Source organism: Varibaculum sp. C0165D1 (assembly GCF_056590355.1).
Genome location: NZ_JBWPVY010000004.1, coordinates 235,258 through 259,524, shown reverse-complemented (window position 1 = coordinate 259,524; position 24,267 = coordinate 235,258). Strand labels below are relative to the sequence as shown.

18 protein-coding genes and 1 tRNA gene are annotated in these 24,267 nt (G+C 55.0%); 8 read left to right on the top strand and 11 right to left on the bottom strand.

Annotated features, from left to right (window positions below):
• Positions 1-9 precede the first annotated feature (9 nt).
• The gene (gene aceB, locus AC1EKS_RS07550) at positions 10-1,650 is read right to left on the bottom strand and encodes a malate synthase A (RefSeq protein ID WP_481009656.1); all 1,641 of its coding nucleotides are present in this window, start codon (positions 1,648-1,650) and stop codon (positions 10-12) included.
• A gap of 20 nt (positions 1,651-1,670) precedes the next feature.
• The gene (aceA, locus tag AC1EKS_RS07545) at positions 1,671-2,957 is read right to left on the bottom strand and encodes an isocitrate lyase (protein ID WP_481009657.1); all 1,287 of its coding nucleotides are present in this window, start codon (positions 2,955-2,957) and stop codon (positions 1,671-1,673) included.
• Between the two features lie 154 nt (positions 2,958-3,111).
• Between aceA and AC1EKS_RS07540 the strand changes: the two genes are divergently transcribed.
• Positions 3,112-4,569, top strand: coding sequence for a helix-turn-helix domain-containing protein (locus AC1EKS_RS07540; protein WP_481009658.1), 1,458 nt, complete (start codon positions 3,112-3,114; stop codon positions 4,567-4,569).
• A gap of 138 nt (positions 4,570-4,707) precedes the next feature.
• On the opposite strand, the gene AC1EKS_RS07535 is transcribed toward AC1EKS_RS07540, so the two are convergent.
• A complete protein-coding gene (locus tag AC1EKS_RS07535) occupies positions 4,708-5,196 on the bottom strand; it encodes a flavodoxin domain-containing protein (RefSeq protein WP_481009659.1) in 489 nt (162 codons plus the stop codon).
• Between the two features lie 76 nt (positions 5,197-5,272).
• On the opposite strand from AC1EKS_RS07535, the gene AC1EKS_RS07530 reads away from it, so the two are divergent.
• Positions 5,273-6,274, top strand: a complete 1,002-nt coding sequence (locus AC1EKS_RS07530) for a hypothetical protein (RefSeq protein ID WP_481009660.1) — start codon at positions 5,273-5,275, stop codon at positions 6,272-6,274.
• 9 nt (positions 6,275-6,283) lie between these two features.
• Here the strand turns inward: AC1EKS_RS07530 and AC1EKS_RS07525 are convergent, their stop codons facing one another.
• Together AC1EKS_RS07525 and AC1EKS_RS07520 are read right to left on the bottom strand one after the other, a co-directional pair.
• On the bottom strand, positions 6,284-7,075 hold the full coding sequence (locus AC1EKS_RS07525) for a CDP-alcohol phosphatidyltransferase family protein (RefSeq protein ID WP_481009661.1): 792 nt from the start codon (positions 7,073-7,075) through the stop codon (positions 6,284-6,286).
• A 73-nt stretch (positions 7,076-7,148) separates the two neighbouring features.
• Positions 7,149-8,630 (bottom strand): alanine/glycine:cation symporter family protein, encoded by a 1,482-nt coding sequence (locus AC1EKS_RS07520; protein WP_481009662.1) that lies wholly within the window; start codon positions 8,628-8,630, stop codon positions 7,149-7,151.
• 116 nt (positions 8,631-8,746) lie between these two features.
• Between AC1EKS_RS07520 and AC1EKS_RS07515 the strand changes: the two genes are divergently transcribed.
• Positions 8,747-11,365, top strand: a complete 2,619-nt coding sequence (locus tag AC1EKS_RS07515) for a DEAD/DEAH box helicase (RefSeq protein ID WP_481009663.1) — start codon at positions 8,747-8,749, stop codon at positions 11,363-11,365.
• A gap of 53 nt (positions 11,366-11,418) precedes the next feature.
• Entirely contained in the window at positions 11,419-12,141 is a 723-nt protein-coding gene (locus AC1EKS_RS07510) for a YggS family pyridoxal phosphate-dependent enzyme (RefSeq protein ID WP_481009664.1), read from the top strand.
• Positions 12,142-12,160: 19 nt separating this feature from the next.
• Here the strand turns inward: AC1EKS_RS07510 and AC1EKS_RS07505 are convergent, their stop codons facing one another.
• The 3 genes from AC1EKS_RS07505 to AC1EKS_RS07495 all read right to left on the bottom strand — a co-directional run bounded on the left by AC1EKS_RS07505 (position 12,161) and on the right by AC1EKS_RS07495 (position 15,608).
• Positions 12,161-13,438 (bottom strand): hypothetical protein, encoded by a 1,278-nt coding sequence (locus AC1EKS_RS07505; protein WP_481009665.1) that lies wholly within the window; start codon positions 13,436-13,438, stop codon positions 12,161-12,163.
• A 235-nt stretch (positions 13,439-13,673) separates the two neighbouring features.
• Positions 13,674-14,273 carry a GNAT family N-acetyltransferase gene (locus AC1EKS_RS07500; protein ID WP_481009666.1) on the bottom strand — a complete coding sequence of 200 codons (600 nt, stop codon included), beginning with the start codon at positions 14,271-14,273 and terminating at the stop codon, positions 13,674-13,676.
• 123 nt (positions 14,274-14,396) lie between these two features.
• Positions 14,397-15,608 carry a molybdopterin molybdotransferase MoeA gene (locus tag AC1EKS_RS07495; protein ID WP_481009667.1) on the bottom strand — a complete coding sequence of 404 codons (1,212 nt, stop codon included), beginning with the start codon at positions 15,606-15,608 and terminating at the stop codon, positions 14,397-14,399.
• Positions 15,609-15,713: 105 nt separating this feature from the next.
• Between AC1EKS_RS07495 and AC1EKS_RS07490 the strand changes: the two genes are divergently transcribed.
• The 3 genes from AC1EKS_RS07490 (at position 15,714) to mscL (ending at position 17,571) form a co-directional block, all read left to right on the top strand.
• Positions 15,714-16,334: a 5-formyltetrahydrofolate cyclo-ligase gene (locus AC1EKS_RS07490; protein WP_481009668.1), complete on the top strand. Its 621-nt coding sequence runs from the start codon at positions 15,714-15,716 to the stop codon at positions 16,332-16,334.
• A gap of 111 nt (positions 16,335-16,445) precedes the next feature.
• A complete protein-coding gene (locus tag AC1EKS_RS07485) occupies positions 16,446-17,114 on the top strand; it encodes an SAF domain-containing protein (RefSeq protein ID WP_481009669.1) in 669 nt (222 codons plus the stop codon).
• A 19-nt stretch (positions 17,115-17,133) separates the two neighbouring features.
• Positions 17,134-17,571: a large conductance mechanosensitive channel protein MscL gene (gene mscL, locus AC1EKS_RS07480; RefSeq protein ID WP_481009670.1), complete on the top strand. Its 438-nt coding sequence runs from the start codon at positions 17,134-17,136 to the stop codon at positions 17,569-17,571.
• Between the two features lie 240 nt (positions 17,572-17,811).
• Here mscL and AC1EKS_RS07475 read toward each other — a convergent pair whose 3' ends face one another.
• Both AC1EKS_RS07475 and AC1EKS_RS07470 read right to left on the bottom strand, forming a co-directional pair.
• The gene (locus tag AC1EKS_RS07475; RefSeq protein ID WP_481008508.1) at positions 17,812-18,003 is read right to left on the bottom strand and encodes a hypothetical protein; all 192 of its coding nucleotides are present in this window, start codon (positions 18,001-18,003) and stop codon (positions 17,812-17,814) included.
• A 2-nt stretch (positions 18,004-18,005) separates the two neighbouring features.
• A complete protein-coding gene (locus tag AC1EKS_RS07470; RefSeq protein WP_481010342.1) occupies positions 18,006-22,187 on the bottom strand; it encodes a DNA helicase in 4,182 nt (1,393 codons plus the stop codon).
• A gap of 191 nt (positions 22,188-22,378) precedes the next feature.
• On the opposite strand from AC1EKS_RS07470, the gene AC1EKS_RS07465 reads away from it, so the two are divergent.
• Positions 22,379-22,451, top strand: a tRNA-Arg gene (locus tag AC1EKS_RS07465).
• Positions 22,452-22,560: 109 nt separating this feature from the next.
• On the opposite strand, the gene AC1EKS_RS07460 is transcribed toward AC1EKS_RS07465, so the two are convergent.
• The gene (locus tag AC1EKS_RS07460) at positions 22,561-24,192 is read right to left on the bottom strand and encodes an inorganic phosphate transporter (protein ID WP_481008510.1); all 1,632 of its coding nucleotides are present in this window, start codon (positions 24,190-24,192) and stop codon (positions 22,561-22,563) included.
• Between the last annotated feature and the right edge of the window lie 75 nt (positions 24,193-24,267).

Sequence of the window (24,267 nt, the reverse complement as noted above, 5' to 3'; positions counted from 1 at the left end):
GGCTGGGGTCTACTCCAACTCGTTGGCATAGACCGGAACCGTTAGAAACGTCGGGAACTCGCCTTGCAAACAAACCTCTTTAAAGATCCGCGCAGACTGTTCTGCCCGTTCTTTACCGGCCTCGCCGACCTCTTCCAGGAACTTACCGTATTCATCGGCAAATAGTTCCTCTACCAGCTGCTGGGTAACTTTGCGCCCATCATCTAGTTCGCACTGGTAGCGCAGCCATTGCCAAATCTGAGAACGCGAGATCTCCGCAGTCGCAGCGTCTTCCATCAACCCGTAGATAGCGGCCGCCCCGTTTCCACCTAGCCAGGAGTACAGGTAACGCAACCCCACGGCCACATTGGTGCGCACCCCCGCCTCGGTAATAGCGCCCGGAGTAGAAGCGAAGTCGAGTAGCTCTTTGGCGGTGATGTTTACATCATCGCGCTGCCGATCTACCTGGTTGGGGCGATCTGGAAGGTAGCTATCGAAAACTTCGCGTACATATCCAACCATTCCCGGATGCGCCACCCAAGAACCGTCAAAGCCGGCCTCGACTTCGCGAGTCTTGTCCTCACGAACCTTGCGTTCAGATTCGGCGTTAACTGCCGGATCTTTAGAAGGAATGAAAGCGCTCATTCCTCCGATCGCGTGGGCACCGCGCTTGTGACAGGTCTTGACGAGCAGCTCCGTGTAGGCGTGCATAAACGGAACCTGCATAGTGATATCGGAACGATCCGGCAACACCCAGCTGGGGCCGGAGTCGCGGAACTTCTTAATCGCAGAGAAAATGTAGTCCCAGCGCCCCGCGTTCAAACCGGAAGAGTAATCCCGCAGTTCATAGAGGATTTCTTCCATCTCGAATACTCCCATAATGGTTTCAATCAGGCAGGTAGCCCGAATGGTGCCATGAGGAATCCCCAGGTACTCTTCCGAGAACTTGAACACGTCTGCCCACAGGCGTGCCTCCAAATGGCTTTCCATCTTCGGCAGATAGAAGTAGGGACCGTTACCCCGCTTAATCAGCTCTTTTGCGTTGTGGAAAAAGTACAGACCAAAGTCGGTTAGCGAACCGGAAGAGGAATGTCCCCCCACCCGGATGTGCTTTTCCGTCAGATGCCAACCGCGCGGACGCACGATAATGGTGGGCAGCTCGCCCTCATTTAGCTGGTAATGCTTACCATTGGCCGGGTTGGTGTACTCAATGGTGCGACGAATCGCGTCATAGAGGTTCACCTGGCCACCGATCACATTGGTGAAATGCGGGGTGTTAGCATCCTCCATATCAGCCAGCCAGCACTTCGCCCCACAGTTCAGGGCGTTAATGGTCATCTTCCGCTCAGTCGGACCGGTGATTTCCACGCGGCGATCTTCCAAGCCGGGAGCAATCGGGGCTACCTTCCAGGAATCGTCCTCGCGAATATTTTTGGTTTCTTTGAGGAAGTGCGGCAAGTAACCGTTAGTCAGGCGCTGACGCCGATCATGGCGTGCCTTTAGTAGTTCTGCGCGGGTGGCACCAAAACGTAGCTGCAACTGGCGCAAGAACTCTAAGGCCTCATCGGTTAAAATCTCGTCGAAACGGTCGGTGAGGTTAGTCCCCGGATCTTCGTGCTGGGGGTAGCGAACCTCGACCTTCCCTTCCTTTATATCAGTATGGTTATTCATTCTTTCCTATGCCTTTTGGTCTAGAACTGGGCTTCTTCGGTAGATCCTTTAATCGCCAAAGTTGACGATTCGGGGTTAATGGCGGTGGCTACCATGTCAAAGTAACCGGCGCCAACCTCGCGCTGGTGACGGTGAGCGGTGTAGCCATCTTTCTCGGCTGCAAACTCTTTTTCTTGCAGCTCTACGAAGGCGCTCATGTCGCGCTGCGCATAGCCCTTGGCCAGGTCAAACATGCCGTAGTTGATCTGGTGGAAGCCAGCCAGGGTGATGAACTGGAAGCAGTAGCCCATAGCCGCCAGATCCTTCTGGAAGGAGGCAATCTGCTGATCATCCAGGTTGGCTTTCCAGTTGAAGGAGGGCGAGCAGTTGTAGGCCAGCATCTTGTCCGGGTACTTGCCCTTAACTGCTTCGGCCACGTCCCGAGCCAGCTCGGGATCCGGGGTAGCGGTTTCCACCCATACCAGATCGGCGTGGGGAGCAAAGGCGAGCAGGCGCGCGATCACTACCTCTTTACCGGCCTTGGTGTAGTAGTGACCCTCGGCAGAACGCTCACCGGTTAGGAACTGGCGATCCAGTTCGTCAACATCGGAGGTGATCAGGTTAGCGCCCAGTGAGTCGGTGCGCGCCACAATCAAGGTGGAGGTGTTTTGCACATCCGCCGCTAGACGAGCCGCATCTAGATTACGAATCGCCTGCGAAGTGGGGATCAAAACTTTCCCGCCCAGGTGACCGCATTTCTTTTCTGCCGCCAGCTGATCTTCGTAGTGAACCCCAGAAGCGCCGGACTTAATCATGTTCTTCATTAGTTCGTAGGCGTTGAGGGCGCCACCGAATCCCGCCTCAGCATCGGCTACGATCGGGGCAAACCAGTCAAAGTCAACATCTTGATGTTCCGACCAGGTGATTTCATCGGCACGCTTGAAGGCGTTGTTGATGCGACGCACCATCTTGGGGGCGGAGTCATAGGGGTATAGGGACTGGTCGGGGTAGGTGTTATCGGAGGTGTTACCATCGGCCGCGACCTGCCAGCCTGATAGGTAAATAGCTTTTAGTCCTGCCCGCACCATCTGTACTGCCTGATTGCCGGTGATAGCTCCCAGGGCGTTGATGTAGTCTTCTTCGTGCAACATCTTCCACAGCCGCTGTGCACCCCGCTCAGCCAGGGTGTGTTCTTCAATAACGGAGCCTTGCAGCTCGGCTACCCGCTGGGCGGAATAGGGACGCTCAACGCCCTTCCAGCGAGGATTGGTATCCCATTCCTTTTGAATAGCGGCTGCTCGTTTTTGGATTTCTTCTGCAGTACTCATGGTGTTCTCCTCTAGAACTAGAATTTGAGCCTTTTCTGACCTACGCCTCGAACGAGGACGTATTTCGAGTATTGCGCTATACAATCTCTCGATCTCTACTAAACTTGGGTAAACTATTGAAGAATTTCACACTATGTAAAAATGTGAGGAAATTATGGCTAGGGAAACAGAAAAACCGGCTCTCTCCGCTTCAGCACTGCTTGGTGCCCGGATCCGCCACGCCCGCAGAGAAAAACGGCTAACCCTGAAAGAGTTAGCCACCGCGGTAGACCGCGCTCCCTCTCTCATCTCGCAAATCGAGAACGGAAAACGAGAGCCCCGCCTTTCTCTTCTGAAAACAATTGCCCAGGCTCTGGGGGTTTCCCCCTCCTACCTGTTAGAAAATACAGCTCCCGACGAACGCTCGCTTCTGGAACTAGAATTAGCCAGCTACCAGGAACAATCCTTTTATCAAAAACTACAGCTTCCCGCACTGGCCCCCTCTTCGCGCCTTTCTACCGATGCGCTGCGAGTCATCGTAGGTTTACACCGTCAGCTGGTTGCTTCCCGTCAAATCCATGCCGGAACCCCCGAAAAAGCTCGCGCCGAAAACCGAAAGTTGCGAGAAGAGATGCGAGCCCGCGATAACTACCTGGCCGAAATTGAAACCGTGGCCTCCGAAATTCTCGGCTCTCTAGGTATGGAAAATGGTCCGCGAGCGGAAGGTGATTTGGAGCGGATAGTGCAGCATCTCGGTTATGCCCTGATTCGCACCGATGATTTACCAGCGGCTACCCGGGCCATCCGGGATCTAAAGAATCGGCGGATCTATCTGCGCCCTAATCAACCGGGTGAAAAATATGTGCGCTCCCTAGGGTTGCGCTCAATTGCGGGGGTGGCCCTCGGACACGACACTCCCCACAGTTTTGGAGAGTTCTTACGCCAACGCATCGAAGCTAACTATTTCGCCGCCGCTATTTTACTGCCAGAAAAACCGGTAGCGGCCCTGCTGCAACAGGCGAAGAAAGCGCGGGAACTAGAAGTAGGGGCGCTGGTAGATCGCTACGGGGTGCGATATGAAACCGCAGCTCACCGCTTCACTAATCTGGCTACCCGCCATCTGGGGATCCGTTTACATTTCGACCGGGTATCCCCTGCTGGAGTGCTCACCAAAATCTACGCCAATGACGGGATTAGATTTCCCGAGGACGTCTCCGGGGCGATTGAAGGGCAGCTAATCTGTAGAAAATACGCCTCTATGCAGGCATTCAAACAAGAAAACCCGGCGATCCCCTACCGGCAATACACCGATACCCCGATGGGAACCTTCTTTTGTAGCGCTCAGATCGTACAAACTTCTACCGGAAAATACTCGATTGGAATCGGCGTTCCCTTTGCTCAGTCCAAATGGTTCGCCGGGCGCGACACCAAGAACCGGCTTGCCTCTTCTTGCCCCGACCCGAGGTGCTGCCGATTGCCAGAGCCGCGCCTAGCTAATGAATGGGATGGGAAAGCCTTTCCGGAAGTCAAAACCCATTCCCATCTGCTGGCAGCAGTGCCGCCGGGAGCGTTCCCCGGAGTTGATGACGCGATTGTCTATGAGTTCTTGGCCCGACACGAACAGGACAACTAAATCGGCATTTTCCCAGATAAATGTCTAGGAATAAGCCCGAACTTCTGCCGGGCAAAAACACTGTCCGCAGCTGTCGGAGCCACCGGGGGTCCCGGTAGTCCTGACAGTTGCGGACAATCGTTAAAGGCGGTAGAAAACCTAGGCCTTGATTTCTTTTATTATTTTTTTCGCCCAGTCGCGCACCAGCTGGTCGTCACGGAAGTCGCCCTCGACTGCACCGCCTAGACGTGCCACTGTACGTTCCCGCAAAGACAGCTCGGTGGGATCGAGTTTACCCGGGAAAGTCACATATTCTTTGGGGTCGATATTCAACAGCACCGGTCCCACCCGGGAGGGGTCTTGGACTTTATCTTGCGGTACTCCTGACAGGCCTACCGAAAATGCCCATAGCGGGGTACGACGCAACTCCGAAGCGAAGCGGCGACAAAAATCGGTGGCATTATCCATCCATTTGGTTAGATAAACCGCAGAGCCGATAACGACCGCCCCGTATCCATCTAGGCTGTAGACTTCTTCTGGTTTTTCCAGGTCTACTTCCAGACCGGCATTTTCCATTTCGTCAACTATGACTTTTCCAACTTCTTCTGTCGCTCCATGCTTGGAGGCGATCGTTACTAAAACCTTCATATCTCTAGTATGACCATTTTTTTCTTTCTTGTCGCGTAAAGACCGTAAATTCTGGAATTCTCATAGACTTAAGAGCATGGCGATGATCGATTCCTCCTTCAAAAATGGGCAAAAGCTCACCGATCTCGCCGTGGTATCTGAATACGCCGTCGATCCCGTGGTCCTTTGCCGCGGTGCCGGCCTGCATCGCGTTTCTGAACTAGGACGGGGCTGCACCCGCGATGTATCTTGGTTATTTTCCCTCCCGGAACAAACCTTTGACCAGTTTCTAGCCACGCAGGAAGGTGAACGTTTCTTAGGGCAGCTACGCGCAGATTTACAACGCGCCCTGAGTATTTGGATAGGAGGAGGCAGCAGGAGTGAGGCCGCCTTCCTCTCCCGGCTGCTCGGCACTGGAAGAATAGTCGATACTGCCCACTATCCCGATGGCATGGAATATCGCGAACGCCTAGTCAGCTCTATTCCCTCTGGCGAACATCCGGAGAAGGATGTTAGGCGCCCTTGGATGCTAGATCCTCATAACCTGGTAGGAGCGATTATTGATCGCTGGGAAGATTTACATCCCCTGACCAGGCAGCGGATACGTCAGGCCTTCTTGGGAATTGATGCCACCCATCTGCCGCCCGAGATTTCGGGGGCGCTGCGGGCCTGTGGGATTAAACAAACTCGGCGTTCCCGCTTGGCTAAATGGTTTACTGACCCCAAAGTGTTGGCCTATCTGGTGGTAATAACCTATTCCAGCTTACGGGTTTTGCCGGTAACCCTGGTTAAAGAATTCCACGGTTCGCTGTTAGTGCTCTGGACGATGGATATTGCGACCGCTATCCCCTACACCTGGGGAGTATTAGCCATGTTTACCGCGAAACGCACGTGGGTGCGGATAGTAGGTACGTTTACTACCGCGATTACTTTCGCCGCCCCCTATGTATATTTCGCCATGACCGGAAAAGACTACCCCACCTACGTGATAGTAATAGTGGTCTTATTTATCATTTCCGGTTTCTTGGTCGAAGGCTCGAAATATCTCCGGGAACGCTACTTGCTAAAATTCTTAATAACGTCGCGGAACTCGAGATAACTAAGATCTTCAGCGATTACTCACCGGCTGCTTGCGCACTGCTTGCGGACCGACGAAGGTACGCACCACGCCATTGCCAATAAAGTAAATGCCGCTAATCCACCATGCCCACCAGATAAGCGGGTTGCGCTCCGGGAAGTAGATAGTCAGCCAAATGATGCAGGCCAGCCAGATAACTACCGACAAGATATTTAGCCAACGCAATTTTTCCACCCGGAAGGGGTGACAGAAAGTGAGCGGCGAAAGCGTTAAAACAATAAAGAGCAGCACAATCACTAGATTGAACCACCAGGGCAGCGCTACCAGATACAGATACAAGATCACGATATTCCAAGCAGCGGGAAACCCCACGAAATAGTTATCGGAACTTTTTGCTTTCTTATTGCAGTAACAAAACATAGAGGATACGCAAACCGCCACCATCAGCACTTCCGTCACCACTAGGTCTATTCCTTTACCGGGAGTTCCCGGGGCAAAAACTATGGTTTGGGACATGAAAATAGCGGGAATAAACGTCCAGGTCAGGTAGTCGACTATCAGGTCGAGCGAAGAGCCATCGAACCAGGGGACCACTTCTTTTACCCGGTAACGTCGGGCGAAGGTGCCGTCTAGACCGTCAACGATTAGGCTAATCGCCAGCCAACCCCACATCTGTAAGTAGTTATGGCGCATCAAAGCCAGCACCGCGCAGCCAGCCCAGATTACTGCCGAGGCGGTAAAAGCGTGTACCGCCCAGGCTTTAAAATGGTCTAGCCGCGTGAAATCAGAATGTACTGTCATCGGGGTCTGTTCCATAGCCACTATTTTGCCTTAGGGTTTCAAATAAGCGAAAACCTGAAAACTAAGTCACTTATTTCTATAACCACCGCAGGCCCTAGACCTCAGCAGCTGCTGGGGCCTCGCCCGCCTTCTCATTCCAGACATCGGTGGGCAGGTCTCCAGGCAGATAGGGGTTGTTCTTGGCCACAAATACTGGCACCGTCTGCGGGTCACGCCGCCGTGAGGCCGAGTAATCTTTCAAGGCACCGGCAGCCCACTTCCAAAGCAGAGTAATCGCAATCAAGTTGGTGATAGTCATAACTGCCATGGCGATATCGACCGCATTCCACACCAGCGGCAGAGAAACCACCGCTCCTAAGACCACTGAAGCCACGGAAACTATCCGTACCAGCCAAGAAGCCCAAGGCTTGGTAGTAGCAAAGGACATGTTTACATCGGAGTAAACGTAGGCGGCAATAATCGAAGAAAACGCCAATACCGAGATGATCAGCAGCATTAGGTAGGTTGACCAGCCCCCCAGCTGGGAAGCTACCGCCACCGTGGTCAAAGAGGCCGCCTGGGAGGGATCGGTACCGGTTAGTACCGATTTGGGGGCACTCAAAATGATGATGGCGGTGGCGGAACAAACGATGATGGTGTCTACGAAAACTCCGAGCGACTGGATGAGGCCCTGACGCACCGGGTGGGAAACCGTAGCGGTAGCTGCGGCGTTGGGGGCAGTGCCCTGCCCGGCCTCGTTAGAAAACAGGCCACGCTGTACCCCGTTGATGAGGGCAGCGAAGATTCCTCCGCCGACGCCGCCTCCGAGTGCCCCGCCAGTGAAGGCGCTTTTAACGATTAACGCCAAGATCGCCGGAATCTGCCCGATGTTCATTACCAAGATAATCAGGGCGATAATCACGTAAACCACAGCCATAATCGGAGCCATCCATTCGGTTACTCGTGCTACCGAACGGATTCCTCCTAAAATAATCGGAGCTGCGAAAACGAACAAGATTACCGCGATAATCGCCGAATGGGCTCCCTGCTGGGCTTCAGTCGTGCCCAGAGTGGCCATAATCGAGCCGGCAATCGCATTGGACTGCACAGAAGTAATCACGAAACCGCAGGTGACGATAGCGATAATCGCAAAAATGGAACCAAACCAACGTTTACGCAGCCCTAGCCACATATAGTAGGCCGGGCCGCCCCGGAAAGTCCCGTCCTCGTTCCTAACTTTGAAAATCTGTGCCAGGGTGGATTCCATAAAAGAGGTGGCCATCCCCACTAGCGCTACTATCCACATCCAGAAAATCGCGCCCGGACCGCCGATGATTAAGGCCGCTGCCACCCCAAACACGTTACCTACCCCTACCCGAGCGGCTAGGGAGATAGTGAAGGCCTGGAAGGAGGAGATTCCTCCCTGCGAACCCTGGCGGGAAGCGAAAACCACTTTCCACATGTGGCGGAAGAAGCGGAATTGCACTCCCCGGGTAATCACCGTGTAGAAGATCCCCAGGCCGATAAGGATCCAAATTTCGGCGTAGAGGGCGATGGCATCAGCTATTTGCTTGACGATTGCGGCGGCTTGATCCACGTTATTTCTGTCCTTTCATCCGCCCAAGACTATTTTGGGCGTCCCTATTAGGACAGTCGGGGAGGACGTTTTGATGCAAACGTGTCCACACTGCGGAAGCTAGTTACAATAGCCGCATGAGTATTGCCCCCCTAAATCAGCTGTTGGACGATTTAGAGGACGCGGGGAAGTTAAACGATCCTTTAGAAGTCCTCGCCGGCTTCACCAATTGGGCGGCCTCCACCCGCCGGGCGCTGTATCCGCATCAAGAGGAAGCGGCCACCGAAATTTTTTCGGGAAACCACGTGATTGCGGCGACTCCTACCGGTTCAGGCAAATCCATGATCGCCTTAGCGGGACACTTGGCGGCGCTGGCTAAAGATCAGCGTTCCTACTACACCGCCCCTATAAAAGCCCTGGTCTCAGAGAAATTCTTTGACTTAGTGGAGCTATTTGGGGCGCGCAACGTGGGGATGATTACCGGCGATATTTCTCTAAATGCGGAGGCGCCGATTATTTGTTGCACCGCAGAAATCTTGGCTAACCAGTCGCTTCGCGATGGCACCGACCTGGATGCCGGGGTGGTAATCATGGATGAGTTCCACTTTTATGGCGACCCTGACCGGGGCTGGGCCTGGCAGGTGCCGCTGCTGGAACTGCCGAATGTGCAATTCGTGTTAATGTCGGCAACCTTGGGAAACGTAGATTTTTTCATCCGGGACTTGAAAGACCGCAGCGGGCGGGAAGTGGCATTGGTGGACGGGGCGGAGCGCCCGGTGCCTCTAGAGATGGAATATAGCGAGGATGATCCCCAATACTTACTAGAAAGCCTGGTCAAAGCGGGACGCTGGCCGATTTATTTGGTGCATTTCGCCCAAAATGATGCGGTGAAAACCGCCGCCGGCTTGGCTTCCGCTAATCTGCTGGATCGCGAAAAGCGCGAAAAAATCGCTACCCAGTTAAAGGGAGTCCATTTCACCAAGGGGTTCGGACAAACTCTGTCGCGACTACTCCGCCTGGGAGTGGGGGTGCATCATGCGGGTATGTTGCCCCGTTATCGCCTGCTGGTGGAACAGCTCGCTCAGCAGGGGTTGCTGGCGGTTATTTGTGGAACTGACACTTTAGGAGTGGGGATAAATGTTCCTATCCGCACCGTGGTGTTTACTTCCCTAGTCAAGTTCGATGGGCGACGCCGGCGGCACCTTACGGCGCGCGAGTTTCACCAAATTGCGGGCAGAGCCGGGCGTGCCGGGTTTGACACGATGGGGTTTGTGGAGGTGCAGGCACCGCCCGAGGTGATCGAGGCCAAGAAGTTGGCGGCGAAGGGCCAAAAACGTAAGAGTGCGCCCTCGACAAACAATCAAAAACCGAAGATTTCCTGGGGACGGTCTACGTTTGAACGCCTGGTCACCGCCCAGCCAGAGCCGCTGCGCTCCCATTTCCGGATCGACCATTCCCTGGCGCTTAATGTGCTTTCCGGCAAGCGCGACGCCGGAGAGCATTTGCTGTGGTTGGCACGCAATAACCACGATGCTCCGCAGGAATCCAACCCCCACCTGCGCCGTTTAGGGCAGGTTTATTCCTCTTTGAAACAGGCGGAAGTAGTTAGGCATTTGCCTTCGGAAAAGGCGGGGAAGCTCGGGCGCCTAGTGCTCACCCATGACCTGCCGGAAGATTTCGCGCTTAACCAGCCCTTATCGCCTTTTGCCTTGGCGGCTTTGGATTTACTGGATCCGGGTAGCCCCGATTACGCCCTGGATTTAGTTTCGATTGTGGAGTCGGTGTTGGAGGATCCCCGCCAGGTGCTGATTGCCCAGCAAAAAGCCCAGCGCGACCAGGTGTATCAAAAGTTACGTTCGGAGGGCGTGGAATACAACCAGCGTCAAGAAATCCTCGAGGAAACTACCTGGCCGCAGCCATTGAAAGAATTGATTGCGGGCGCGTTTAAGACTTTTGCCCACTCTAATCCTTGGGTTTACGGTTCTGCCCCCTCCCCCAAATCGGTAGTGCGCTACCTGGTAGAAAATGCGCTGACTTTTACCCAATTCATTTCCCGTTTCGAGTTGGCGCGCAGCGAAGGCGTGGTACTTCGCTACCTGACCGATGCCTATCGCGCTCTGGGACAAATCGTGCCGCCGGAGCGCCGGAACGAGGACTTCGACCAGCTATTAAATTGGCTGGGAAACACGGTTAAAGGGGTGGACTCCTCGCTGCTAGATGAGTGGGAGGCACTGGCCAGTGGGAAACGACGGGAGAGCCACGCGGAGGAAGCCGAGGAAGAACCCGCCTTTGGGAGCGGAGAAAATCATCTACCCAGTGCTAATCCTTTCGCTTTGCGCCGCCAGTTCCGCAATGCTGCCTGGCAGCGGGTAGAGGCAGTAGCTTTCGATAGCCTGCCCCGCCTTCAGGACTGTCAAGATTTACATCCCGATGGGAATGCCTGGTCCGATGAGGATCGCGGGGCTCTGCTGGATGACTATTGGGAACGCTATGATGATCTGTCTCTAGATCAGGGAGCGCGCGCCAGTAGCCATGCGCTGATTAGCGAAGGCGAAAAGGCGCGGGAACTGCTCTCCCGCTACCTTGATCCCGATAGCGATTTACTGGCCGGCAATAAGGTTTGGGCCTTGCTGCAAGAAGTGGATGACGGCAGCGGACTTTGGGAATGGCGAATGCTATTTGCCCTGGATATAACGAAACTTGATGAGAGCGGGCAGCTGCAGCCCTACCTGGTAGCCTACGGAGATATTGCCTAGATACCCGCTAGCGATAGCCGCACCGATTTGCCGCGCCCGCTAGAGTGGGAGCTATGGATATCGCAACCGGGATCGAAAAAGTAGACCAACGGATTACTAAGGCTTGTGAACAGGCCGGACGAGAACGTAGCGAAGTTACTTTAGAGTTGGCGGTGAAAACCCGCACTAGCGAACAGATTATTGCCGCCGCTAAGGAACTGAAACAACGTGGCCTGCCAGTAGTGCTGGGACATAACCATGTACAGGAAGCACAAGCTACCAACGAGGCAGTGCGGGCCGCAGACCTGGGGGCGGAAGTCCATATTATTGGTCGTATGCAGGGCAATAAGATTAGCTCCGCCCTTGAAGTGTGCGACCTGGTGGAAACGGTGGATTCTCTAAAAACTGCCCAACGGTTAGAGCGCCGCCTGGAGGCCAACTATCCGGAGCGGGTTCTGCCTTGTTTTATTGAGGTGAACTGTTCGCGCGAAGCCTCCAAAGAGGGAATTAGCCCAGAAGACGCCTGGGAGCTAACTCAGCAAGTGTTGCAAATGGAGCAGCTTAGCCTGCGCGGTTTTATGACTATCGGGGCGCTTAGCCCTGATGAAGAGCGGGTTCGCGAGTCTTTTCGGATTTTACGCGACCTGCGCGATCGCACGGTTAATGCCGGAGGACGCGGACAGGATGCGCGCGAACTATCGATGGGAATGTCAGGGGATCTAGAAATCGCGATCAGTGAAGGCGCGACCCTGGTGCGTATCGGCACCGATGTTTTCGGCGCGCGAGACTACCGTTAAGGCTTTCCCTGCCTAGTTATTAATTGGCGACCCGGCGGCTATTCAAAATAGCTTCCACATCTACCGGTTTGCTCTGCGCCACCAGTTGCGCGGTGGTTAAGGATTCTTCGGTGTGCGGGAGCGGACGCGAAGGTCGGTAGGGGGTACTCCCCCGCGCCGCCAAATGCTCCGCGAGCAGCTCAGAAGCATCTACATCCCGGCGCGCTAGCCGCGGCTTTAGGGCGTATGTCGGTTTCGGCATCGGCGTGGGAGCCCAACTGTGGTCAGCACCTGCTGAATCTTCTGCCTCCGCCTTACCGCGGTCGGATACTACTGGGGAATCTGCTTCATCAGTAGCGTCTTCATCAATGTCCGCGGTGATAACCTCCGTTGCTGTCACGTCTACAGACAATTCGTTTACCTGTTCGTCAGCGGCAACGGTGTCTTCATCCTCCGCGGCCACTGTGGTGGCGCTTTCAGCATTAACTTCAATCTGGCGGGGCGAGTCATCGACAATGCTTTCCCGAGCAGGCCCACTCGCTTCTGCTTCCGGTCGCTCTTCCGCTTCGTCCTCGTGAATCACAAAGTATTCCCGTAAAGTGGCCGCCCGCCGGGCAGCAGCAGCTAGTTTTCCTAGCACTTGCTGCCCCAAGTTTTCACTGGCTGCTTGCTCTTCGAGCTCGCCAGCAGCCTCCTGCACGTTGGTTTCGCTTTCTTCCGCGCTGTCAGAGTGCACAGTGCGCTCGGAGCGGGCTTGCATTTGCGCGAACTTCTTTTCGCTGGCGCTAACTCGATGTCCTTTGGCAGGACGAGTCTCGAGGGCGCGAATACGTTCCTGGGCACGCTGATCGTTTTCGCGACCAACTTTGGCAGCTTGCGCCCCCAATGCCAGTGTCCCCGCTATAGCCGCTAGCGGAATCAGTGCCCACCACCAGGACAGCAGGCTTACCGCACCCGCCGTCACTAGCACCATCCCCACCGCGAATTGTACCGTCAGTAAGGTCAGGCGACGGCCGGCAGCTTCCGCTCGCCGCTCAATCTGGCGCGCCCGGTTAATCTTGGCGGCCATCAGTTCATTGTGGTCACGCTGAGTTGGGGCTACTGGTCGCTGCATAGTTCCTCCTAAAACTGGGGGGTTTACGCTGTAGCGCTGCCGTCTTTCGGTGTCGGGTTGGGTGTCGAGCACCCGCAAGTTTGCGCTGAAACGGTCATCGCCATGAGATTGAGCTTGCCGACGCTTGGTGTCGATTAAGAGGGGAAGGTAGATTCCCCCGAGAATCAATACCAATACCGGTAAGGCCAATCCAATAAACTCCACATATTAAAAATAGGGGATTTAGGCGTTAGATTCTCTCTTCATAAAGGCGTGTTGAACAGGGAAAGTTATTAAATTTTGACAAAATGCAACATGCGTAACAACCGCACCAATAGCAACATTTTATTTTTGCTTTTCTCTATATTTTTCCCCGGTTAAAACTGATTTTTAAGCGATCTCACGTTAGCTATAACGCGGAGAATGAGCTGAACCAAAATAGGGTTAATACCCAAAATAACTAATAACTAGCTTCGTCCGGCAGTTCTCGCGGCCCCCTAGCCTTTAGCCGCGCTCTTTTTTCTAATTGCGCCACGTACCCGCCCTCGGGAATTTCCTCAGCGGTAGCTGCATACCCGAGATGATCAGCCCATTTTCCCGCAATGTAAAAGAAGTTACTTTTCCGTCCCTCGAAACGCAGTCCCAACTTTTCCACTACTCGAAGCGAAGCTTTATTTTCAGGACGCAGATTGATCTCTACCCGATGCAAAAGGGGCGCCCCTAAACATAAATCCAACACCATAGCCACCGCGGTGGTAATCACTCCGCGTCCGCTATATTCCTCCGCTACCCAGTAGCCCAGGTTTCCAGATTGCGAGGCTCCCAAGGAAATATCGCCAATCGTTACTTGCCCTATCAGTTTCCCGCCGACGCAAACTGCAAATGGGTAGTAACGGCGTTTACGCACTAGGCGGGCACTACGCCGAATAAAAGCTTCCAGCTCCATATCTTCTAGGAGATATCCGGGGGCGGCACACGCCTCCCACGGTGCCAACCAGCGCTGATTATCGGCCCGCACCTGCGCTGCCTTCCGATGGTCCTGCGCATCCATTTCCCTCACAGACAGCTGTCTAACCGGCGGATTCCCCGGTTTTATCAGGCCACGAGCTACCGGATTATCTAGCTGCGCGCACCGACGCGGCCGATGGCGAAAAGTGAAACGTTCGTAAAGCAACGCGGTGCCCTAATCTAGCACCATGCAGTGGAAATAGTCGCCCTCAGAAACCGAAGTAACCGCCTCCGGAATGACCGCCAAGGCATTTGCTCTGGCCATCGCGGACAGTAACAGGTCCTCTGGCTCGCCCGTAAGACGGGCGCGATAACCAGAATCGGGAGCACCCACGATTTTCACCGGTACAAACTGGCGTCTGCCAGCCGGGGAACGCCAACCGCGATCCACCCGCGCCCGCAGAGAAGGACGATAAAGTTCTTCCCATCCAGCCATATGACGCAAACAGGGACGCACGAAAATCTCGTAGCTAATTTGGGCAGCTACCGGATTTCCGGGGAGACAAAAAATCGGGGTACCTTCCCCGACTGTGCCATAGCCGAGTTGTTTGCCGGGAGTCATCGCCACATTATCGAAGCGCGCAGTCCCCAAGGGCGCAAGCACCTCTTTAACCGTATCGGCACTGCCATAGGAAAGGCCGCCGGTGGTAATAATAATATCTGCCCGTAATAGCTGGTCCTCAATAGTTTGCGAAAGTCTGCTTTGCTCATCGGGGACCGCTGATACTCGGAAAGTATCGGCACGCGCATCTGCTACCGCGGAAGATAGGGCATGCCCATTAGCGTCGAAAACCGCGCCCGCGCGAATCGGTTTTCCCGGCTCAATCAGTTCATCTCCGATTGACAAGATCACTACCCGAGGCCGAGGCCGCACTGTCACCCGGAGGCGTCCCACTCCCGCCAGAAGCGCTACCTGCCGCGACCCGATACGCGACCCGGCACGTAAAATCGAGGTGCCAGCACTTACGTCTTGTCCCCGGCGGATAATGTTCTTCCCTTTGCTGGGGGCAGCTAGGATCTGGACCCGCGCACTGCCTTGGTCGGTTTCCTCTAGGGGAACCACGGTGTCGGCGCCCATTGGCAAGGGCGCACCCGAAGCAATCCGGACTGCGCTATTTTCTACTAGGGTGCACGGTTCCGCATCCCCTGCCTTGACCTCCGCGATGACGTCCAGGTAAACCTGGCGCATTTTGCCCGCTCCCCCCACATCTTGGGAACGCACCGCGTAACCATCCAAAGTTGCCTGGTCAGTAACGGGCAAATCGAAAGGTGCACTTACGTTCTCGGCTAGGACACACCCCACCGCGTCTGTAAGCAACACGTCCAGGGGATCTAGGGGTGCCACTAGGGAAAGACAAGTATTCAAATGTTCTGCGACCGTGCGCATTCGTCCTCCTGAGTCTGATACTGTTCCCAGGTTACCTGCCGGCGGCGGCCCAGGAGCGGCGAAAAGCCGACTGGAGTCAAACCTACAAGCGTCTATCATTGATTTATGGGCTCTGTGATTACTAAAGCGACATTGCGACAAAAATTCCTCGACCGGCGTCGCCTAACGTTTTCACCTAATCAACGCCGCCGGGCAGAATCGGAGGTGTTGGCGGCAGCTAAGCCCCTATTGGATTCTTTAAAACCTGGCGATATGGTGGCCAGTTACCTTTCCTTCGACACCGAAGTTCCAACTTTTTTGCTCAACGAAGCGGTTTTGGCCGCCGGTTTCAAACTAGTTGTTCCCTGCGATCTGGAGCAGCCGCGTTGGGGACAGCTGGATCCGGTACAACACACGCGTGCCCTTTATCGGCGTTTCTACCCGCACCCGCCGCTGGTTTCAAAAGAAATGAATTGTGGTGACCTGGCAAAACTGGGTTTAAAGTTTATTTTCTTGCCTGCTTTAGCAGTAGATAGGACGGGGATGCGTTTGGGGCGAGGAGCCGGTTGGTACGATCAGGCTTTGTCGCATTGTGACCCGACTTGTTCTACCCGTCCTCAACTGGTTGCACTGGTACATGACTGGGAGGTTTTACAGGCAGGGACGCTCCCCCGGGAACCTCACGATCATCCCGTTGACCAGGTACTGACGTCCTCAGGACGGCTGCAAAAGCTAGGTACAGAATAAAAGAGGACGAGCTTAGATTTTTGTTTGTCCCCAAGGGAACATAATCAACCAGTTTTCCGGAGGATTATCTGGAGAGTCCTTGCCGCTGCTACCCGGAATAATAATCAGGCTATGCGAGAGTTCCTCTGGCGCTGGCGGCGAACCATCGCCCTAGCCGCCGCAGTAGCGGTGGCGGTAACCCTACTACGTTTGGTGCTACCCCAAGTTGCCACTAAACCTCTGCTAGTTACAGCCACCACTGTCCCACCCGGCACGATCATTAGCGCTGATCAGGTAACAGTAAAAGAGGTACCCATAGCGGCACTACCACCCCGGGCTTACCAGAAACCTTCCCAAGTAATCGGACAGCGGAGCGCTGTCCCGATCGCATCCGGTACCGTCCTCTTTCCAGCGCTGTTGTCTACCTCCCCATTTTCGCGCCATGCCTATAAAGGGCAAGTGATATTGGCGCTGCCTTTGCGAGAAAGTGATCAAAGCCTGGCAAGCGCCGGTGATGAAGTGATTTTCTTCCTCACAGATGATCAAGCGAGCTCTCCTAGCGCTACTAACAGCGCAAACACCGATAAAAGCATTCCCGGTAGCGAGACGCAAAAAGCTACGGAGAACCAAGGAGACTCCACTCAAATCACCGCGCGAGTGTTATCGGTCAGTGCCGCTAGCGGGTCTTTGACGGGGGGTCAGACCGCTGCCACCATTGAGGTTGCGGTTCAACCTACAGAGGCTGGGCGCCTGGTTCAAGCCAGCAAAGCAGAACCGCTACAATTGGCCAGGACTGGTTAATACAAATAGGTGAGGACTAATGAGTAAAGAAAACACTGGTTTCATTGCTGGCTTTAAAGAATTTATTTCCCGGGGTAATGCGATTGACCTGGCAGTAGGGGTGGTTATCGGTGCTGCTTTCGGGGCGGTAGTCACCGCCATTGTCGATAAGTTCATTAATCCCCTGATCGCCGGACTGGTGGGCAAGCCCAATTTCGATAACGTTTTGGAGTTCCACCTGGGCAGCGCCACCGTGCAGCCGGGTGCAATTATCACTGCCTTAGTGAACTTCCTGCTAGTAGCCCTAGCGATTTACACCTGCATCATTGTGCCGATGAATAAACTAATGCGCGTACGCGACGCTAAAGCTAAGGCCGATGAGGAGGCAGAAGCCCCCAAAGCAGATCCCCAAGTAGAACTGCTAACCGAAATCCGCGACCTGCTACAATCCGAAAAATCCGCCTCGCAAAATAGTTAATCCGGCACGGGTCTGGCTCGGTAAAAGCACTCCGGGGACCCCATGACCTGCTGCGCAGGTCAAGCCCCTCTCGTATCTTTTCCCGGCCGCGACCCTTGCGCGGGGGAGAAGTTTTATCCGAGCAGGCGCGGTGGGCATAAGAATTCGGAAAACGCCGCTACGTTTTCCGAATTCTTGGGCGGGAGGAAAAACTTCTCCCCCGCGTACCCCGGTGGCCCCGAAGAAAAATCTGGATCGGGGTTATTGGTTATGTTCGCGCCAGTGGGGCGGGAGTTCGGATAGGTAATCTACTTCGGGGCCCTGATCTGCAGTTTCGTGACGATCACTTTGATCCGGGATGGGGTCTGCGCTTTCCTGCCAGGAGGTGGGTTTGCCTTCGCGGAGGCGCCACCGATCCACCTGCGAGTAGGTGCGTACCGCCGGATGTTTCATGATTAATGGTTCCGGTTAACTACGTTCTTCAGGATCGTGTCCACTTGGCTGTCGCGGCGCCGCAAACCTAGCTCTCCGAAGAGCAAATCTACTTCCTCATCCACGTCGCGCTGTTTGCCGTCGGAACGGATCCAGGCGAGCAGGTCATCTAGCTGGTCATCACCATAGGCAGTTAACGGCAAACCTCGTGATATTGCTGGACGTTTTACGCCACGTTCTTCCATGCGCTCCTCTTCCGCAGAAACCGGGGAGGCAGCAGGAAGGGGCGCTGCTGTCGGCTCGGGCGCAGAAGCGGGAGCAGGCGCGGGAGCTGCTGCTGCCTGCCGTCTTGCCAGTGCTTTTTTACGTTCTTCTACTACGTCAACGACCAGGTCAAGCAGGTGTTGCGCCTGCGCGGCAGGATCCATGAACACCGCGGTGGAATAAACGATACTTACCACCCATCCATATTCTTTCAGCCGCTGCAGCCAATGACGTTCGCGCCGCCGCAAAGATTTCTCGGCTACATAGTCGGGGTTATCGGTCAGGACTGCCACTAGTAGTTCATCGGGATAGTCAGGATGTCCGATGGCTAGCGGAATCCGCATACCGTTCTTGGGCCCCAAGTTGGGAATCACGGTTAGCCCCACCGAGTAGAGCCGTTCCGCTAAATCGAGTAACAGCCGATCAGGCTGGGATTCTTCCTCATCCATCGCCTGCGCGGCCTCGACCGGTCCCACGGTTTGCGCCTCGGCCCGGGCCGCCTGCAGCAAATCGTAGAGCATCTGCGAGCCAGGATGATGTAGTCGCTGCGGGTCGATAGCTTCCGGATCCATTGACGAAACCAGTGACAGCTCTTTACGTACCATAGAAACTGCGTCTACCAGTAGCGCTGTCCCTTCGGCTGCGGAAATAACTCCGAAGTCATGTAGGACCTGGCCGTGAGGAGTCTTAGCAAACCCTACCGATAAAATCACGTGATCGCGGCGCAAACCAGCCGCCCCGGCCGCATCTACAATCACAAACGGTTCCTCTTGATTACTACCCAAGAATTTGTCTAGCTGCGGGTTCTGGGCAACTTCACTCATGATCGCGGCGCTGATCCGCCGGGCGTGTTTGACCGTCAAAGCTACCACCCCCAAAGACTCCTTGCTTTGGGACTGAGCATGCAGGCAGACTTGCCGCACTACCTCCTCGACTTCTTGCGGAGAGGTTTCGACACAGTGCGCTCCCGGGGCAGGCATTCCTCGCCCATCTACTACGGTCAAAGTTACCGGGCGGGACGGGCGCGGTACCGTCACCGGCATTACGTCCCGGCCATAGTCGTGATCTGCTAGGAAAGAAGCCACCCACTCATTTACCCGTGACCGGGTAGGAGGTGCAGTTAACTGCGGGAATATTCCCGCGAACTCGGAGATGGTTCCTTGCTCGCTGCGGCGAACATCCCCTACGACTACCACTTGTTTTGCGCGCGCAATCGCGGGAATGACTTCCGCTAAGTCGGTATTTTCCACTCCGTCTAATACCAGCAAATCCACGGGATGGTCATTACCAAGTATCGCGGGCACCAGTACGGGGGGAATCGCGCGAATAGGCCGCAGCCGCTCCACAATCGGGAACTGCCCGATAACTTCTGGCAGGTCGGTGCGCGCCGCGTCCAGTACTTGCTCCAGGTCCGAGGCCGTTTCCGCCTGCGATTCTACTAGTTTGGCTATCTGCTGGCGTACCTGGTGCAACACTTGCGCCGACAAGGAGTTGACTTGGGCGAGGTCGAGTTCACGCAGTCGCGTCGAAAGCTCGCTGAGACGTTCCCCATCGAAATGGGCCAGGCGGTCATCTAAACGCAGCATTTCTGCCAACGCTGATGCCCACCAGGCAAGATCTAGTTCCGTAGGGATTAGATCGAAAGGAACCCGCCTTTCACGCAGGTCTTCTACCAGTTCGTCTAGCCCTAAATCGTGTAGTTCTTTTAGCAGCGATACTCGCTGGGGCAGGCGCTCTGCGCCCTTTTCATCTTTAGACAGGCTATCCATCAAACTGGCGAGCTCGTCGAGAGGCATTTCGGTTAAATCACCGAAACCGGTAGAGAAGAAGGGCTGCAGACGATTGATATGGGTGCGCAGCGCCTCCTCGGCCTTTTGCATCTGGTCGAGACGTCCCGGAAGCACCGGCCAACCCCCACCGGGAGAATATTCTCGCCATATGCGCCGCTGCTGCTGCACCCGGATTAGTTCGCGATGTAGGTCCTCTACCTTGCGGCCCGGACGCACCAGATCTTTAGCCTGTTTTATTAACCGGCGCCGCTGGGATTCTTTCATGTTAAGGGCGCGCTCTTTACGCCATTTTTTGGTGGCGGTAGCGATCACCATATCGGCAGCCGAACGCTCAAAAATCTGGGGCTTAAACACGTCCATAGCTTCGCGCAAGCCATCCAGCATCCGTAACTGGTCATGCCACTGGTTAAGATTTTCGGCCCGTCGCAACCCGGTTTCCTTCTGAGCGCGGTCAATATCTGTCCGCACCTGTGGCAACGTTCGCCCCGCTAGTTGGCTAACCCCCTCAACTGCGGTATCAACCATTTCCGGGGAGGAAATCACCACCGAATGCCAGGGATTGGTCGCTCGCGTTTGCGAAAAAATCCCTTCTTTTTGGGCTTGGCTGAGCAATTCTTGGGCACGTTTAGCGCCGTCGGAGGCGATGTGATGCAAAGTTTCCAGATCAAAGCGCACTTTGGTGCGTGGCCCGGGCTTCATGGAGGTTAAATCGGCCAGCACCTGCAAAGCATCATAGGCGGACACCTGCCAGGGATCGCGTTTGCGATGTAGCTGTTCCATATATCCACCCAATTGGGAACGTACTTGCGTCAGTTCCTCGCGCATCTTCAGGGTGGCCTCATCGGCTGCTGGATCCGGTGATTGTTCGGGAGCATGCAAGGATTCCAGCAACTTGGCCGGTACTATATCGCGCCAACGGCTCCGGTTCGACAAATCCAGGGTGAGACTCTCTAGTCCCAACCGGTTCAAATATCCCAATACCTGATGCAGGCGCCGCCCTGCCCCCGGCACATAGGCAATAGTGCGTCCCGCGCTGGCAGCATCAGCTAAAATCGCGGCCACGGTGGAGGTTTTTTCTGATTCTGGCGGCGCATCTAGCAGCAGGTTCGCCCCGGAAGCGACCGCATCGAGAATGTTATGCTGTGCGGGGTCAAGGTCGCCCACCCCATGTTCAGCCAGGGGATCCCGGTCGGTCAATACCGGTTCTGGAAGCGGCGATAGCACCGCGCCCGCAGCCGCTACATCTCCGCAAAGCGCCGCAGTCACCTCAGATTGTTCCAGCAAGTCCTGATTGAGCGAAAAGTCTTTTACCAGGTTGGATAGAGGATGCAAGTATTGCCCTACGGTGAGCGAATCATAGAGGTCAAATCCCAGCAGATGCCGCAATCCCAGGCGCCGCAATTCGTGCAGAGCGTTAGTGGGACTAAACGCTACCTCTGACTGCAGGCTTTGCAAAATAGATACGATTTCTGCCTGTTCACCTTTTTCTCGCAGTGCCGCTTCCAGGGGTGGCCACACCGCTACCGCGCTATCCAGAGTGATCAACACGTCCTCATCAGCGGTAAGAGAAAGCTCCACTGGACAAAGTAACGCCGGGCCAGTGATAGTGCGCGGCTCGCTGGCTCGTACTTTTTCAATATCGTAAACCGCGTTATCTGCGCCAGGTTCCTCGCTAGGATCTTCACTGCTAGAAGCGGTATTTTCAATATCCAATGCGGTGGCGGCGGTGGCTGACAATTTCGTCGCCGAGGATTCCGCTTTGCTGGAGGCACGCTCCCAAGCTGCCCCCAAAGTTCCCCCCTGCCGCCACGAGGCAGTGCCAATCGCTAGATAAACGGGGGCGCTACCGTACCGGGACTCTCGATCACGGGAGGCAGAGAGCACTTCGCGGGCGCGAATCCGACAATGAGACAGGGCCCGCGGTTCCCGCACCAGATTAGATAACCGAGTCGGTCGCCCTCCGTATAGCTGCGCCAAGCCACCGGGGTGGGCGGCAGACAGCTCTAAATATCCGGAGGCGGTCTCCTCTGCGATCGTATGCTCCAGCCTGTCATTCCAGCGCGATAGCATTTCTTCTACCAGCTGTTTACGGCCTTTAGAGGCAGTTTGATCCACTTCTACTTCGCTATTGACGTTTTCCGCTGTGGTCATCTCTGTTTCCGGGTTATAGCTCACGATGCCACCATACGCGACAGGCGGGGTTTGCCCTGGTTGCCATGCCCTAATAGGCCGAAAACGACATTAATCACGTCCTTTTTATTTCTGATGGAACCTGGCGCCAGTTTTGAGGCTGCTTAACCAGTGTTATCCTAGACTGGCTGAGGCGCTGACGGCCGCCTTGCGCCCTCGTAGCTCAGGGGATAGAGCACCGCTCTCCTAAAGCGGGTGTCGGACGTTCGAATCGTCTCGGGGGCACTTTTTCGCGTTATTCTTTATCTGCACCTCGCCCAAAAACCGCTTCGACCAGGTACAACCTAAAGGGCGAGCCTCAGGTGTGCCTGGTCGATTAGGGTCAGATTCCGGCTTAGAAAATCACTCGCAATACGCTGACTGTAATCGCGGAGATAATCGCGGCAGCCGGCAGGGTGATTACCCAGGCCAGAGCAATAGGCTTCATCAAAGACCAGTTGGCTGCCCTATTAACAATCCCGATTCCCAGCACCGCGCCAATCAAGATGTGGGTAGAGGAAACCGGTAGCCCCAGCAGCGAGGAGCCCATAACTACCGCCGCAGCAGACAGTTCTGCCGCAAATCCTGAGGCTGGGTGCATTTCAGTGAGCCCGGACCCCACGGTCTTAATCACGTAGCGTCCGATGAACCATAGTCCCGCAATCAGCGCGATTCCCAAGGTAAGCATAACCGCGCCGGGAACTGCGCTTTCAGTAGAAATACCATTGGTGCGCAGCACATCGAGTACCGCGATGAAGGGGCCGATAGCGTTGGCAATATCGTTCGATCCATGGGAGAAGGCGAACGCGGATGCGGTAAAGACCTGCATCCAAGAGAACAACAGGAAGGTTGAGCGGGAGAGATCTCGCCGCTTGAGGGAACGCGCAAGGATAAATACTGCCATCCAAACTGCCGCTGCCAGCATTGCCAGGATCAGGAGATTTCCAAGCATCGGGAAGTTAATATGCAGATTTCCTAGCCCTTTGAACAGCATCAAGGAGCCGATAATGATGGCGCCGAACGCGGCCAGCAACGGAACCCAGGTATCTAGCGCCTTATGAGCATTGACGTCATCTTTTTCGCGGTTGATACGTTCTAATTCTTTGAAGTAGTCAGATTCCAGGTCGGAAGGATCGTAGTCACCCAGATTCATGGTGGTGGCATCGCGCACCATCGCGTTGGTGTAGGAAACCTGCTGGATTTCATTGAGCCGCTCGAACCAGGCCTTGTGGCGAGTACGCAGATCCGCACGTTCCTGCTTGATTTCACGTAAGCGCTGATCAGCGCGTTCATTGTAAACCAGGATCGAAGATTTAATTGCCTTAAACAAAATGTAGGCAACTACCCCACCCAGCAACGGAGATAGTACCCAAGAGATCGCAATTTTCCCGATGCCTCCCCACTGCACCATGTTCCAGCCCCCGGTGTGGGTGGTAAAGCCCACGGTCAGGGCGGCGCCGACGATTCCTCCTACAATCGAGTGGGTGGTAGAAACAGGCCATCCCATGCGAGTTGCCCCTAACAGCCACACTGCCGCCCCTAGCAGCGAAGATGTCATTATTAACGCAAAGTCCATAGCTTGCAGATTCGAGATGGCAGAAAGGTCTACGATTCCCGAACGCACCGTGTCGGTTACTTCTCCCCCGGCGATTACCGCTCCCGAAACCTCGAAGATGGCGGCTACCACCAGGGCTTGTTTCATCGATAGGGTTCCGGCACCGACCGAAGTGCCGAAGGAGTTAGCCACATCGTTACCGCCGATGTTAAAAGCCATGAACACCGCAAACGCAATAGTGATCACCAGTAGTAACGCCTGATCGGTTTCCCCTACATAATCGAAAGCCCAAAAAATAAACCAAATGGCGCTTCCCAGGAGCAGACCGCCGAAAGCCAAATGCCAATACACATCTCTTTTCGCCAGTTTTTGGAAAAAAGTTAGCTGCCCCAGCGGTGCTTCTTCTTGCAGAGGCATATCAGTTTTTGTCACGGGATTAGCTCCCTTCAGATGAGAATTTTTAACTTTCACCTGGAAGCTAACAATCTAAAGTTACCGGCGGGTTAA

What these genes read in the sequence shown, in the direction of transcription:
- aceB (WP_481009656.1), bottom strand. Translation starts at nt 1,650, where the DNA reads ATGAATAACCATACTGATATAAAGGAAGGGAAGGTCGAGGTTCGCTAC.
- AC1EKS_RS07485 (WP_481009669.1), top strand. Translation starts at nt 16,446, where the DNA reads ATGCGAGAGTTCCTCTGGCGCTGGCGGCGAACCATCGCCCTAGCCGCC.
- AC1EKS_RS07475 (WP_481008508.1), bottom strand. Translation starts at nt 18,003, where the DNA reads ATGAAACATCCGGCGGTACGCACCTACTCGCAGGTGGATCGGTGGCGC.
- AC1EKS_RS07540 (WP_481009658.1), top strand. Translation starts at nt 3,112, where the DNA reads ATGGCTAGGGAAACAGAAAAACCGGCTCTCTCCGCTTCAGCACTGCTT.
- aceA (WP_481009657.1), bottom strand. Translation starts at nt 2,957, where the DNA reads ATGAGTACTGCAGAAGAAATCCAAAAACGAGCAGCCGCTATTCAAAAG.
- mscL (WP_481009670.1), top strand. Translation starts at nt 17,134, where the DNA reads ATGAGTAAAGAAAACACTGGTTTCATTGCTGGCTTTAAAGAATTTATT.
- AC1EKS_RS07515 (WP_481009663.1), top strand. Translation starts at nt 8,747, where the DNA reads ATGAGTATTGCCCCCCTAAATCAGCTGTTGGACGATTTAGAGGACGCG.
- AC1EKS_RS07510 (WP_481009664.1), top strand. Translation starts at nt 11,419, where the DNA reads ATGGATATCGCAACCGGGATCGAAAAAGTAGACCAACGGATTACTAAG.
- AC1EKS_RS07470 (WP_481010342.1), bottom strand. Translation starts at nt 22,187, where the DNA reads ATGACCACAGCGGAAAACGTCAATAGCGAAGTAGAAGTGGATCAAACT.
- AC1EKS_RS07535 (WP_481009659.1), bottom strand. Translation starts at nt 5,196, where the DNA reads ATGAAGGTTTTAGTAACGATCGCCTCCAAGCATGGAGCGACAGAAGAA.
- AC1EKS_RS07495 (WP_481009667.1), bottom strand. Translation starts at nt 15,608, where the DNA reads ATGCGCACGGTCGCAGAACATTTGAATACTTGTCTTTCCCTAGTGGCA.
- AC1EKS_RS07490 (WP_481009668.1), top strand. Translation starts at nt 15,714, where the DNA reads ATGGGCTCTGTGATTACTAAAGCGACATTGCGACAAAAATTCCTCGAC.
- AC1EKS_RS07530 (WP_481009660.1), top strand. Translation starts at nt 5,273, where the DNA reads ATGGCGATGATCGATTCCTCCTTCAAAAATGGGCAAAAGCTCACCGAT.